The organism is Anaerolineales bacterium (assembly GCA_037382465.1).
GTDB lineage: Bacteria > Chloroflexota > Anaerolineae > Anaerolineales > E44-bin32 > WVZH01.
The window spans coordinates 1-14,502 of sequence record JARRPX010000068.1; the positions used below are offsets into that span (position 1 = coordinate 1).

General features: G+C 53.3%; 13 protein-coding genes. All 13 read right to left on the minus strand.

Going from position 1 to position 14,502, the window contains the following annotated elements:
- Window positions 1–525 (minus strand): lysylphosphatidylglycerol synthase transmembrane domain-containing protein (locus tag P8Z34_14410; protein MEJ2551864.1); only part of this gene is annotated, 525 nt, incomplete at its 3' end.
- 283 nt (window positions 526–808) lie between these two features.
- Window positions 809–2,554, minus strand: coding sequence for a hypothetical protein (locus P8Z34_14415; GenBank protein ID MEJ2551865.1), 1,746 nt, complete (start codon window positions 2,552–2,554; stop codon window positions 809–811).
- Window positions 2,555–2,632: 78 nt separating this feature from the next.
- Window positions 2,633–3,691 (minus strand): glycosyltransferase family 2 protein, encoded by a 1,059-nt coding sequence (locus P8Z34_14420; GenBank protein ID MEJ2551866.1) that lies wholly within the window; start codon window positions 3,689–3,691, stop codon window positions 2,633–2,635.
- An 88-nt stretch (window positions 3,692–3,779) separates the two neighbouring features.
- Complete coding sequence (locus tag P8Z34_14425) at window positions 3,780–5,708, minus strand: glycosyltransferase family 39 protein (protein ID MEJ2551867.1); 1,929 nt, start codon at window positions 5,706–5,708, stop codon at window positions 3,780–3,782.
- Between the two features lie 31 nt (window positions 5,709–5,739).
- Window positions 5,740–6,486, minus strand: coding sequence for an SDR family NAD(P)-dependent oxidoreductase (locus P8Z34_14430; GenBank protein ID MEJ2551868.1), 747 nt, complete (start codon window positions 6,484–6,486; stop codon window positions 5,740–5,742).
- Window positions 6,487–6,522: 36 nt separating this feature from the next.
- Window positions 6,523–7,488 carry an NAD(P)-dependent oxidoreductase gene (locus P8Z34_14435; GenBank protein ID MEJ2551869.1) on the minus strand — a complete coding sequence of 322 codons (966 nt, stop codon included), beginning with the start codon at window positions 7,486–7,488 and terminating at the stop codon, window positions 6,523–6,525.
- Window positions 7,485–8,183: an acylneuraminate cytidylyltransferase family protein gene (locus P8Z34_14440; GenBank protein ID MEJ2551870.1), complete on the minus strand. Its 699-nt coding sequence runs from the start codon at window positions 8,181–8,183 to the stop codon at window positions 7,485–7,487. Before P8Z34_14440 ends, P8Z34_14435 begins: the two co-directional genes overlap by 4 nt.
- An 81-nt stretch (window positions 8,184–8,264) precedes the next feature.
- Window positions 8,265–9,218, minus strand: coding sequence for a glycosyltransferase family A protein (locus tag P8Z34_14445; GenBank protein MEJ2551871.1), 954 nt, complete (start codon window positions 9,216–9,218; stop codon window positions 8,265–8,267).
- Between the two features lie 57 nt (window positions 9,219–9,275).
- Window positions 9,276–10,073 (minus strand): DUF115 domain-containing protein, encoded by a 798-nt coding sequence (locus P8Z34_14450; GenBank protein MEJ2551872.1) that lies wholly within the window; start codon window positions 10,071–10,073, stop codon window positions 9,276–9,278.
- A gap of 131 nt (window positions 10,074–10,204) precedes the next feature.
- A complete protein-coding gene (locus P8Z34_14455) occupies window positions 10,205–11,611 on the minus strand; it encodes a hypothetical protein (protein ID MEJ2551873.1) in 1,407 nt (468 codons plus the stop codon).
- Window positions 11,612–11,848: 237 nt separating this feature from the next.
- On the minus strand, window positions 11,849–12,724 hold the full coding sequence (locus tag P8Z34_14460) for an N-acetylneuraminate synthase family protein (GenBank protein ID MEJ2551874.1): 876 nt from the start codon (window positions 12,722–12,724) through the stop codon (window positions 11,849–11,851).
- Window position 12,725: 1 nt separating this feature from the next.
- Window positions 12,726–13,955 (minus strand): acylneuraminate cytidylyltransferase, encoded by a 1,230-nt coding sequence (locus P8Z34_14465; protein MEJ2551875.1) that lies wholly within the window; start codon window positions 13,953–13,955, stop codon window positions 12,726–12,728.
- Window positions 13,949–14,502: SDR family oxidoreductase (locus P8Z34_14470; GenBank protein ID MEJ2551876.1), on the minus strand; the 554-nt coding region annotated here is incomplete at its 5' end. The genes P8Z34_14465 and P8Z34_14470, both read right to left, overlap by 7 nt.

Sequence of the window (14,502 nt, forward strand, 5' to 3'; positions counted from 1 at the left end):
CCTTGCACCCGATAGATATCCATCGGGGATCATGATCCCCGAGAGTGCGATTACTAGTCCCAGGGTAACGAAGATTACATCAAGTACGCGTTCAAGTATGACTGAGGTTCCAACCCTAACGATCGGAATCCTGCAAGCTCTTGACATCACGAGGATGCGTGCGAGTTCTCCCACTCTTAAGGGAAAAATGTTGTTGAATAGATAGCCGATGTTCTGAGAGCTGAATGCGTCTCGAAAGGAGCCCTCAGGTTCGAGGATAACGAGCCAACGTTTTGCGCGAGGAAGCAGGGCAATGATTTGAAGCACCAACGCCGCGGCCAACCAGGTCAATTCAGCATCTGCCAACGATGCTACAAGATCGGATAAAGGCACCTTGCGAACTGCAAAATACAGAAAAACGATGCTGAGTGTGATGCCTATCCAAATACGGAGCCTTCCCACCAATGGTCGGAGAGATCTTGGCGTATACCTTGGGTTTTCATCAATGGGAACTTGTTTCTTTACACGTTCATCCGACTCAAACATGAATGAATGGCCATTCCAGTCATGAAGACGACTTAATTACGTATATGTACATATCACCCACAGTTTATACCCATTGATACTTCCTAACATCCAAACCGATTCACTGTTTTTCGAGACGACTCTCGGTTGAAAATGGTGAATATACGCCGGCCTGGAGTGGGCTCGAAGAAGGATTTTCCTTTGTGAAAACTAACGGTTATCGTACCACCAGCAATTGTGGAATCATGGTCGTAGACTTGTCTCCACAGCCCTCATAAGGAAAATACATATTCCTCACCGATCATTATTCGTCTCCGATGAGAAATTCGTAGAGGATGTTCTCCTCGTACGATCTTGATGGTGATGAACCATGGTACAGATCGTAGGACGTATCAGACAGAACCAACGGTTCTTCCCCGCGCTGCAAATGCCCGGAAGAAGTCTCAATGAAGATGACGTCAGTTGAGGGAACCACGCGATAAAGAGGCGCCGGAGATAAAACAGTCGCTGCATTCACTATGAATTGTCCCTGGGCATCGACGATTCTCTCCTGCCAACCAGGGATCAATCGATACACCCGAGGGGGATTCTCCCATTCGGAGGGAAATACATATATTTGATCCAACACCCTGGGCAAATTCCACGTGTTCGCCCCGATTTGACGTACATCTTTCAATCCAACAGGATCGACCAGAATGACCGTTCCCTCATCGGCATCCGATGTGATTTGGGTCAACTCGGTCCAGAATTCCTGTTGATACTTCCAAGCATCGATATAGTCCTTTTGGATGACGAATCCGTATCCTACAAGAAATGCAAATATAACTGAAAACAAGATCGCTGCGATACGTCGCTTTCCAAAACTTTCAGCGAGTGCAAGAAGCAGCCAGCCAACACACGCCCAAATCATGGCGGCGCCGATGACTGCAGCAATGTGCACTCGTGTATCCCTCCCACTTATTGCATAGGCACGAATGGTAAACGTCAACGGATACGCAAGTACGAGCAGGGCCGCACCGATTACCAATAATTTAAGGAATTTTTGAATGTCTTCCGGAAGATCGTAGGGCAATCGTCTCTTTGTAAGTAAATACTTGAAGGAGGGAAAACCTTCCGTTCGAATTGAAGATACGAGACCCTGAACCCCTTCCCAACCTTCGGGTGCCGTACGATCGACAACAGCGTATATCAATAAAAACCCAACAATAACCGCGACAATGATCTCAAGACGAATATTCATCAACGCCTGTACGGGACGGTAGAAATAGGTTCCCAGAGCTACGGCAGGACCTTCGATCATGTGCAAGATCGGCGTAACGACAAGATTTTGAAAACTCGGTTCAATGCTTCGAAAATCTCCAACTTGCGATCTGAATACATACATTCCACCAATGATCAGGACGAGAATCGCCGCATTTATCGAAAACTCTTTCAGCAGCTTTTTATCCCACTGCATCTTGAATAACGGAGCGACGAGCAACATGAAAAATGGCGTCTCGTAAGTCAGCAATATCAGCACGCCGAAAATGTACATTAGCGTACGTCTACCTGAAAGATAGCTGTGCAAACCAAGCAGGAGAAACATCAAAGACGGATGAATCTGGTGGGAATGTGTGAGAAAAGCCTGGGTTGTGTCGGCCGAGAATAACACGAAAGCGATACCACCGATCAAGGCAAAGCTGTGGTTGAAAAGACGTTTCAAGAGCCAATAAAAAAGACACACGTTGATAGATACGATGGCAAAACCCATCAAGTACAGATCGATGAAGTCATTGCCGCCGCCGAGAAATGTAAAAGTGTATTCAAAACTGTTCGATAACGGTCTCCCATGCGGGTAAAGCATCGACAAGTGGTCAACCAACAAATTGAGATATTGACTGCCGTTCATTCCCATGACTTTGGGAATGATGGTCAAATCATCCTCGTACAATCCGAATTCCTTGAAATGCCAATATCGCGCAATCCAAAGGAGAAGCAAGAGAAATAAAATAGAAAACAGCGACTTTATCCGCCGGTTCGCCTTTTCTGAAAGGTGCAATCTATCTACCATCTTTCTCCTCGACGTTTACGCGCGACTTCAGCGGTAGTTGGGTTCTGAGATATCAACTACTGCTGATTCCGCCACCGATCACTTGCCCGAACAATTCAATAATTCAATGCCTCGATCACTGCTAACGATGCGATATTTACCGTATTTCATCCGGCGGCGTGTACGCCGGTACCACATGAACAACCCATCGAAACCCAAGGCGCTCAACACAGCTTGCACGGCCTTGTACCAATACCGCAAGACGACGATAGGATAACGCCTGAATGCACGCAGAATTCTTCGCGTTGCGTCCCAGTATCGTCCCGAATCGATTAACCGACGAGCAGCATAAACATCAAGGCTGCCGTATACGCGATTTCGATTTTCGTCGATTATGGGAAACAAATCCTTTCGCGTTTCGGCGTCGGCAAGAAAATGTTCGGTATCCTCCACGAATTCTGCAGCCCGTGCAGCGGTCTTTGCATCCGAATGCGTTCGTTCAACAGCCCAAAAGGAGGGCACGTGAACAATGGGAGCGATTGAAGCGAAACGTATCCACAAAACGTGATCAAACACGAGAGGATATTCCTCTTCCAAACCTCCGATTCGATCGAAAATCTCTCGCCGCATAAAAACCGTTGGTTGCAGGAGTACTTCATTACACAGCAATTCAAGGAGGCTGAACGTGCGGTAATAATGCGGATCGAGCAATTGGCCTTGAGAATCGACCAAGTAGCCGTCTGCATAAACCATCCCTGCTTCAGGATGATCTACAAGCGCTTCTACTGCTTGGCTCACGGCTCCCGCCATGTACAAATCATCCGAATTTAGAAAAGCGAGGATTTCGCCCGTCGCGCGACGAAATCCTTTGTTCACGGCATGAGGATGGCCGCGATCCGGCTCAGATACCCAATACGATAATCGATCTGTATAGCGCTCGATGATCGACTGGCTGCCGTCCGTTGAACCGCCGTCGATCACAATATATTCAATATTCGGATAATCCTGGTTTAGAACTGACAGAAGGGTTTGTTCGATATTAGCAGCCTGGTTGAAGGAGGGAGTAACAATAGAAACCAGGGGTTGTGAACTGCTACGATTATTCATAGTCTTGAGCTCACGAGTTGCAGCACCGATGGCTCTGAAATCGAATTCCATCTCAATAATCCTACACACGCCATAGATTATTCATCCATCAAAGGGATCGACCATTCGGGGGCAAATTATAACACCGCCATTCGATCGATCACGGATTCGCATGCATCTCGGGATCCAGAAACAAGCAATACTGCGTCGGCTTGTGTTCGTACACGCGCGGCAATCCATCGAACATACCCCGATCCTGTGCACATGGCTGCAGAATTACAGCGCATGGTTGAAAATCCACGCCTTCGCTTCCATCGGCATACATGTCATCGATCGTCCATTCGATCCGTGGAGCATCCTTTGGTGCACCGAGCAGCACCCAAATCGGGTACTCGGCTTCGTTTCCAGTCAGTACCAGGCCAACCTGTGAACACTGCGATTCCAGGATACGCGTCGTGATATCAAGGTGCGGAGTTTTAAGATGGCCACCATCAGCGTAATACAAATCGATTCTGGATTCATGAAAAACGTTGTCGACGTAGGACTTCCCTGGCTGCTCGATGATCGGCCGCGAACGAATGTGACCCAACCACGGCCAGGAGGCTGCAAGTAAAATGACAGCCACGATGTTAATCAGTCGCTGCGGCATGATGTCGTAGAGCATGAATACCGCCCAAGGCGCGGCCATTATAAAAAACGGCTGGTGAAGGCGAGCGTTGTATAGCTGCCATTGGACCAACGAACTCACCAACACAAAAGAGCAGGCTACAGCCAGTCCGTATGCGAATACCTCCTTGGGTATGCTTTTCCTCCGCCAAATCGAAACGACAAACACGATTAAGATCAACAACGCTTGCAAGGGATTGGATGTTAAATCTTCGTGGGTCGAGGGCGGAAAAACTTTATATCGCTTACTATGTGTGGTTCTGGAATCCATAACATCGACGCCGATCAGTTGATGTACCTTTTCAACGAACAGATAGATTGCTTTGTTTACGTGGGGAGAGGGTGTACCGGCATGCAAACTCGCATTGCGCAAGGTGTTGGAGACGATGATAGGCAGATTGATTCCATCGGTGATCAATGCGGAAATACGGCCAGGAGGTCCAAAGGCGTTGCCGTAGTGTACCTGGTTCCGATAAAGATGCCCGGCGTTGAGCAGCGTGAAAAGGAAAACGGCAAGAAGGGTGGATCGAGCGAAGCGTTTGAAATTGCTGCGTCGAATAAGCGTGATTGTGATCAAAACCGCGAATGGCAAAGTGAAAGCATAGCCGGTTGGTTTTGTCAGGATGGCGAGACCGGCCGATAATGAAAGAATGACGATGGTCCAGATATCGTCTTCGTTTTTCATTACCGTGACGGATTCAACTGCAACGACGATCATCCAGAATGCGACGGCACAATCGGTCATCGTACTGGAGGCTTGAACGATGGCCAAGGGAAGGGTGGCCGTAAACAACATGCTGAAAAGTTGCGCCGTTCTCCCCAGATTGAAGCGTGAAGTGAGATACGAAACCCCAATGATACTGCCCAAGACAAAGAACCAGCTCACAGTCGTTACCAGGCGATCGCTCCCGGCCATAATGTAAAAATGAAGCTCGACGTATTCCAATCCCGGGGACATGTAGTTCTGGGGTTCAATTCCAGTGGTGTAATGTTGGATGGACTGATTTTGCGCCCAATGCGCCACTTTCGGCATATGATAATTGAGTGTATCCCACGTCTGTGGAGGCGAGTACCAAGCCAGAACGGCCGTCAAGCATAAAATACATACCAAACCGAGAAGTAGAAAAACCTGGGTCAATCCTCTTGGCCATTCAGGATGGGGAAGGAAAACCTTCCGGCCGCGCCTGCTACGAAGGACGAAAAAAACGACGATCCCCAATAATGGCAGAGACCAGGCAAGCACCAAACTTACGCGTGTTATGGCTTTCCAAATACTCAACAGTTCGTTCGTGACGACAATGTAGCTTCCCCATAAAACAGCCGCGTGCAAACCAGCCCGGCGCCAACTCGAATCGGGTCGCAGATTTGCCAGGAGAAGAATCAACCCGATCAATACCGCAAGGGGTAATAATCCAAGTAACAACAAAACCTCCTATAGAAAAGCCTCTACAATATCACTCCGTGCTCAACCTCGCCGAAGCGCCGCCGTCCACGATCAACGATTGACCGGTCATGAAACCGGATTGTCCGCCGTCCGCCAAGAAAAGGATGACTTTCGCAATTTCCTCAGGTTTACCGATTCGGCCCAACACTGTTTTTGCCGCCAGCGCTTGCATGCGCTCTTCCAAAGTTCCGGAAACATGCCCGCGGCTCATACCGTCCCGCAGCATCGGAGTATCTACGGCGCCGGGCAGGATCGTATTCACGCGCACATCATCGAGTCCGAATTCGAGCGCCATCGCACGGGTCAACGCCAGGATACCGCCCTTGCTTGCGGCGTAAGCGGCGATGTCGTTCGACGTCGCCATGGCATGGACGGAGCTTACGTTGACGATCGAACCCTTCGCTGCCTTGATCAACGGATACAATTCGCGGCTCATGAGAAAGATCGAGCGCAGATTCGATGCCATCGTGGCATCCCATTCTTCCACCGTCATCTCCACGATGGGCTTACAGATCTGGATTGCGGCGTTGTTGACCAGGACGTCGATCTTCTCATGCTGCTCGCGCATGCGCGCGGCAAACGCCAAGACACTTTCTTCCAGAGAAGAGTCGACCTTGTACATGCGGACGTCGTCCGGGAAATCCTGCACCGGCTTACGATCGATGCCAATCGCATCATATCCGGCAGCATGGAACGTTTCTGCCGTCGCCCGTCCGATACCGCCTGCTGCTCCCGTGATGATGGCTACGCGCTTCATAAGTCTCTCCTTTTCACACGACGATTCAAGTTCAGCTCAAACACGATCCAGGTCTTCCGGCGGCGAAATACCTAGCCCCTCGAAGAGATTGCGGATCGTATTTATATGCACCCGCTCCCACGCTGCGAGACTGCTGTTTGCGTTGTGAGATCCCAGCATCACCTGATCCATCGAACGCAGCGGATGATCCACCGCCAGGGGTTCATCCTCGAAAACGTCCAATGCGGCGCCGCTGATCGATGCCTCGCGCAGCGCCTCGACCAACGCCGGCTCGTCGATCACCGGACCGCGGGAGGTGTTGATCACGACGGCGGTGGAGGGCAGAAGCCGTAAACGCTCGCGGGTCAGCAAATGGAACGAAGTCGGATTCAGATCGCAGTTCAAACTCAGGAAATCCACCTGCGGCAGCAACGCGTCGAGCTCCAGCATCGTCACGCCCACCTCATCGACGAACGCCGGCGAAATTTCCAGGATGTCGTTCCCCAGCAGACGCATGCCGAATCCCTGCGCTCGCCGCAGGACGGCTTTACCGCAATTGCCGACCCCCACTACGCCCAACACACATTCCCGCAGCGATCTCGCCGGCAGCTTTTCCCATTTACCCTGCTTCATGTTGCGATCCATCCAGGGCAGCCGGCGGGCAAAGTTTAGAACGTAGCCCAGGACGGTATCCGAGACCGGGTCCGCGAAAGCGCCCGGGGTGTTACAAACACGGATGCCGAGCTGCTCCGCCGCTTGTTTGTCGATCGAATCGATCCCCGTTCCCCACTTCGAAATGACCTTAAGGCGCGGGGCGGCCGCTTGCAGCACCCGCGGCGTGAAACGATCGTCACCGCAGATCGCCCCGTCGATCTCTCCAACCAGTTGAAGCAGCTCCTCCTCCGAAAGGCGCTCGACGACTTCGGGGGTCACCAGCTCGATGCCGCTTCGTTCGAAAACCGGCCTGAACCGATCGAGGTGTGGGAGCATATAAGGTGCGGACACGAGTACGCGGATCGTCATTTGTTTTTCTCCGATTGTGATCGCATTCGTTCCTGCATCAAACGGTCCGCAATCAAGAAATCGAACTCCTCATCGATGTCCCACGCTTCTTCAGCGTCGATCTCGAACATCGTGGGCGCGCGGCCGATCCGGTTCCCGCGATCGACGAATACGGATCGTTGAAAGATGTAGATGCAGGAATTTTCTTCATACACCGGTTTGAGATCCTGCGTTCGCAGCAAAATGGACGGATCGTGGTTGATGGGTTTTCCGTCGACGTCCCAAAGGCGCGTCTGCAGCCTGGTGACGGAAAACAAAGAATCGTGCTGCGGGAGGCCCCGCCTGAAGGCTGAAATTGCGTCCGATACAGTCCTTGCGCGCAGCAAAGGATTGGTGCTGTGGGTCTGAAGATAAATCTCCGCCTCACACTGCGAAACGTCGTGCAGCAGCACGTCGTTCATCGGCACGTCATCGGCCCGCAGATGCTCCGGGCGATCGATGAGCAGAACATCCGGAAACCTCTCCGTAATTCCGCTGACGATCACCGGGCTGTCGGTGTCGACGACGATTTGCCCAATCTCGGGGCACGCATGCAGCGTCTTGAGAATGTGTGCGTAGAGCGGCTTTCCGGCCAACGGGCGAAAATTCTTCTCGGGCACTCTTTCCGAATGGTGCCGCATCGGAACCAGGGCCGTGATTTTCTCTTCAACCATCATGTTCTGCCATCCTCAGCCGTCGCTGTCATGATTCTATCGATCCTGACGCCGAACGGCCAGACCGGCGCAGTCATTCGCTCGCTAAATACTCTGGTAATCGATCGGTTCCACGTCCCGCCGCGGCTTGACGTCGGCAGCACGAAATCCGCGCGGGTAATAAAACATCTGCTTCATGGAGGCCGAGAGCGGCTTGGATAGTGAAAAACCGCGATACGTACCCCAGAACTGCATGAGGCGGTATTTAAGAATTCCGAGCGCTTCCTTCAAGAACACCCGCTCACGCAGCGCATGCCACCCGTCGCTCATCACGTTCGAGAGGTACAGGCGCAGGAAGTCTCCGAGGTGGAAACGTTCCTCCGCTTTAATCCGCCGCAAGGCGATCGCTTCCCGCCGGTAGCGATTGTAAATCTGCCGCGGGATCTCATTATGCACGTGGACCACCTCTGCGTCCGCCGCATAGGATAAAACGTGATTCTGCTGGATGGCCCAGTTTGCCCAGGCCATGTCCTCCAGGCCGGTCAACTCCTCGTCGAAAGGGTTCTGGAGCCACAACGATCGGCGAACGGCCGAGTTCGCGTTGTTGCAGAAGGGATGTTTCTGGACGGCGATTCTTTCTGCCGGGAACAACTTGGCGAAATGCTGCTGCTCGCTGTAATAGCTGGACTCATTGCCGCGCTGTTTGCCATATACCAGAGCGACGCGCGGATTGTCGAACGGCTCCAGCAGTCTTTCCAGCCAGTCCGGAAATACGGGATACACATGAGCGCTGGCGATGACGACGGATTCCGAAGTCGTTTGCTCGATGCCGCGATTGAGCGAACGCCCGAAAGTAAATTCCTCAGGACGGATGTGCACGATCTTGACCGGATACCGGGCGGCGATCGCCACCGTTGCGTCGCTCGAGCCGGAGTCGACCAGGACGATTTCCACTTCCTTAATGGTCTGGTGCATGATGCCGGTGAGCAAACGTCCGATGTGTTTCTCCTCATTGAAGGCGCGGACGACGACCGAACATCGCGGATTGTTATCGCTCATGGCCCTTTCTGTCCCGGTTGACACCCGGCATACGTCAGAAGTGCGAAAAGTTCGGTGTCAAAATAGATCTTCATAATTTACCTTGGGGAAGATCGTCAGCCGTCCGCCGATGGTGGCATCGAGAATTTCGCGGCCATCTCGGGCGAAGTTTTCCCTGGCCATTTTGTATGCCCGTTCGGAACCGACCAGATCGGGAAGCTGCCAGCGAAAGCCCTTGCCGAAATAGTCGGGATGGAAATGATTGGGGTCCTCCCCTTGCGAAACCACGACCGTGTTCGCAGGGCCTTGTGTGTCGTAGTGATGATCCACGCCGATGAGGATTACTTTCGAAAACCCCATGTGGTAGGCCAATTGAAGCGAGGTGTACGTCACCGTGTTTCCCTCGTACACCCTTCCGGAGACGTCCTGAGCGAACGTTTCGGGCAGCGTGTAATCAGTGTCCAGGAAGATCGTGCGCGCATCGTCCTTCATCCACTTTCTGGCGCGCCAGGTGATGAACTTCGGGATGGTCAATTTTTTCAGGTCGAGCGCACATTGTTCGACGACGAGGATGTTGGTGATCACCAGAAAGGTGCTCGTGAATCCCATCTCGGGGAAGTTCAGATACAGCCGGTTCGCGCCGAAAGTGACTTCGTCGCGCAGAAGACTCAGATCGGTCTTCCGCAGGCTGGGCCCGTTTCCGATCACGAAGCAGCGCCGCCCCGAATATTTGTTGTGATACGAACGCAGGCTGGCTGCATCTTTCCGGCGGCGAACGCTGACCGCCGCGGACAGCTTATGGCGTCCCCGGTTGTACCAGGACCAATACAGGTTCGAAATCGGGCGCCACAGCACGCTTGGGATTACCTGTTTCATGAATTGCTTTATAGATTGCACGACCATCCCACCTCGCAGAATGTATTGATTTCAGCGAACGAACCCAGCTATATCTCCACGCACAATACATGCCAGACGACCCGACCGTTCCCATTCGATTCAGATCAAGTCTAATCAGTAACGTCACTTCGGGCGTAGAACATCTGCGTATTGGACTGAATACCGCGCTCGACGATCGCATTTTCGCGACAATGGATCGGTTGCAGCTTGTGTACGTCAATATCCGAGAAAGAAACATATCCCGGAAATGTCTTGTCGGGACGTAAAAATGGCGAATAATCCAGCGAAGTCAGAAAATGCTGGACGTAGTAGAAACGTTCGGCCTCGTCGACGAACGATTGCGGCGGTTTGGGATCGACCTCATTGATAAATTTCTCCGCCAATTGGAAGTATTTCTGCGCCGATTCCGGAAAATACACCGTTGGGTAACGAGAATATCTTGAAGCCCCACCGCATAAAACAACACGCCTGAGCAGTGTGGCTTCCAACCCGATGGATGAATTGTAGACCATTACGAGTTTGGAGCGCCGAATCAAATCGTACGAACTCACAAACTCCAGCGATGGGATAAAGACTACATTCTCCATCGCAGCAACATTCAATTGCGACAGCACTTCAGCGACAGTTTCCTGTGCTTCCTTCCCGGGGCGCAGTTCGTCGGGATGGGCTCGGATAACGAACAGCGTACGGGGATGCTTCCCCGCAAAATGGATGACCTGCTCCAACCAGGCAAACATATCATCGAATATCACATTCGCATGCAACTGGCTCGTATCGAATATGACGTTTGTAAACACGGCTACAGACTGATCGTAATTCTCCAACTTTGCCTTCAATGTTGCACTCAACGCGCGCATCTCCGGCCAAAAACGGATTCCCGCCATCGAAAAATCGCCCTGGAAACGTGCAGAAAGGAGCGTCTCCAATCGAACGTGTTCTTCAGGCGTGAGGCGGAAATCATCCGCGATTTCGATCGGATACGCCGTCGCTTCGCCGTGAGTGAAAAAGGCAGAAAACGGCCGTACCCCCACTTCGTGGGTGATTACGGGAATTCCCCGTTTACTGGCGATTTGACGCACGACAGCTTCCGGGAACGTGATTCCGTTAAATACGACCACGGCTCGTGGTGGCGTTCGTTCAACGATTTGAATAAAAACCTGCGCGACGTGAATTGCGGAGCGTAGATATTTCTTATATAAAGCACGAATTTCCGCGGTGTCGGGGATGTTATGCCTGCGCAGTACCCAACGCAGAGAAGGCAGACAGAGTTCGCCGATTTTCAATCCGAGGTGTTCCACTTCAAGCAAGGATGCGAGTGTCCTGTCTTCGGAGAAATCGGGTATCGTGTCCCATCCTTTGCTGGGAGTCTCGATTTTATCGAGCAGATCTTCCGGATACATCTGCCTGCTGAGGCGCATGCAGGATTTACACGGAGGCGCCAGACCCAGGCGTTTACGATTGGTACCCAGCATACATTGCTGCATGCCGCGCATGCAGGCCAAATAACGGACCGACATACCACTTAAACGAAGTCCCCAGGATGCCAATAAACTGAACGCCGCATTCTGACTCACCCCCCACGTTCGCGCCGAGGCATTGAAAAAGAGTACAGAGCGATCGTCGCTCTCAACGGTAGGCGCCAGAGCTTCAATTTCAAGCCGTAATTGCCGAAGCCTGGGTCCATGACGATATGATTCAAACCAACAGCGGAAATGAAAAGCCGCTGATCGCAGCCATCGTAAGGGAAAAATCATCTAGCCGCCGACGCGCCGCAGTTTCTGCATGGAGCCCAATTCGCTGTCGTACACCCGTTTAACCCCATCCCCAAGAGCTTCCTCGGTAACGCGGATGTATTTGACAAGCCGCCGAAACCCGCCCGGTTCGACGGAAGCTGCCTGATCGGATCCCCACATGGCCCGATCCAGCGTGATATGCCGTTCGACCAAACAAGCGCCCATGGCCACGGCCACCACGGACGGTACCAGTCCAACTTCGTGGCCGGAATATCCGATCGGGCAGGGATAGATTTCAAGCAGCGCCGGGATTACTTTCAAATTCAGGTCGTTCGGATCGCAGGGATAGGAACTCGTGGCATGCGTGATGAGTAAATCGTCCGTGCCCAGGACGTCGACAGCGGCCTGAATTTGCTCCATCGTCGACATTCCGGTCGACAAGATCACCGGTTCGCCGGCTTTGCGGATGTGCTGCAGGAGCGCGTGGTCGGTCAACGCTGCGGAAGGGACCTTGATGCAAACGGGATCGAACTTTTCCAGAAAATCCACCGAAGGCTCATCCCAGGCCGAAGCAAACCAGGTGAGATCGAGTGATTTACAGTAGGAGTCGATCTCGCGGTATTCGTCCTCGCCGAATTCGATCCGATGACGGTAGTCGAGGTACGAGATGTAGCCCCAGGGTGTGTCTCGCATCTGATCCCGCTGCTCCGCAGGTACGCACAATTCCGGCGTGCGTTTCTGGAATTTGACCGCATCCACGCCGGCATTCTTCGCGGCATTGATCAGCGCCTTGGCGATGGAAAGATCGCCGTTGTGATTGATGCCGATTTCCGACACGATGTACGTCGGATGGCCTTCACCGATGCGCCGGTTACCAACTTGTATCTCTCTGGGCATATCAAGACACCTCATCCATTTGATAGATCACCATATCGCAGAGTTCCCGCACCGCCCCGTATCCACCGGGATTCTGCAGCACCAGATCTGCCGCCCGGCGAGCGTCAGCGTGTGCGTCGGAGACGACGAGAGCGCATGCCACGAGCGGAAAACAGGCGACGTCATTCACGTCGTTACCCAGGAATATCACCTGCGCAGGATCCGCACCGCTTTCTTCGAGCAGCGCCTTCATTGCGGAGGCTTTGTCGGCGAGATTCTGTTTTACCGCGATGCCGAGCTTACGGCAGCGTGCAGCCACCACCGGGTGGGATTCCGTCGAGAGAACGACGACCTGAACGCCGCGCTCTTTCAAACGGGCGATTCCCCAGCCGTCCCCGCGATTGGCCGCCACCCACTCGTTGCCCTCTCGGTCCACCCAGACGCGGTTGTCGGTCAACACGCCGTCGAAATCCAGGACGAGCATGGAAACAATTGAAGGGAAGGGTCTCGGTTTACGGCCGGGGAAAACCGCTTCGAGATCGCCGCGCATCAAGGTGTATTCCGCCCGCCGCCAGTCTTCGAGCGTGTCGATGTCGACGGTGTACCTCGGATCGAGCAGCAGCGGCAAGATCGTATCCCCGCTCATCGATTTCTTCTCGAGTATGGTCTCTGTGCGAATGGCATCGATGTGGCCGGTCTGCCAGTAGGTGACCGGAAGCTCCTGGCGCGGCATGTTGTAAGATTCTTCACCGGCATCCTGCAGCAGCGGCTCAATGCTTCCGCCGCCCGCCAGGCGCCACATCTTATATGGATTCTGACCCGAAGGGACGACGCCGCGTACGGAGTCCGCCCGGGGATTGTCGAGCAAGAGTCCCACCGCGCGGTCCACACAATCTCGGGGGCGGATGGGGGAAGTCGGCCGCAGCTGCACGACCACGTCCGGCCGGTAGTTTTCCTCTTCCCGCAGCCAATTCAAGACGTGCTCGAAGACCGGCAGATCGGTCACTTCATCCGCAGCCAGTTCCGCCGGGCGCAGGAAGGGCACTTCTGCCCCGTAATTCCGGGCGATATCGGCGAAGCCCTCGTCGTCCGTGGAGACAATGAGGCGCGAGACGCAATCCGCTTGCAAACCCGCAGCGATGCTGTAGGCGAGCAGCGGGTGCCCGGCAAAGAGACGTACGTTTTTCTTCGGAATGGATTTCGAGCCCGCCCGCGCAGGGACGATCGCCAGAACCTCCGCTTTCTTCACCATGCAGTCCAACCCCCATCGACGATCAGGTTCGCGCCGGTCATGTAGGATGAAGCGTCGGATGCCAGGAAGAGCAGTGCGGAATTCATTTCCGAACGGTTTGCCATCCGTCCCAGCATCGTCCGCGCAGCGTACTTTTCGACGAAGATCTCATCGTGCTGGTTATACACGCCGCCGGGCGTAAGCGCGTTTACGCGTATGTTCTTGCCTGCATAGTAACCCGCCAGGTAGCGAGTGAAACCTAAGACTCCAGCTTTCGTGACCGAGTAATAAACCGGCTTGTACACCTGTGCCCGGTCTTCTCGCTGATAGATGCGTTGATCCGGTGCCACGAGCCCGTAGGTCGAACAGATGTTGACGATCACACCGCCGCGTTGATCGAGCATCGGACGAACCGCGGCCTGTGTGACCAAAAATATTCCAGTCAGGTTGACGTTCAACGCCTGGTTCCAATCCTCGAGCGCATACTTCTCGAAGCCGCTGGAGTGCTCCTCCTGATGCTCCGGGTCGAATTTGGGGTCCAGCGCAGCGCTGTTTACCAGGATATCGA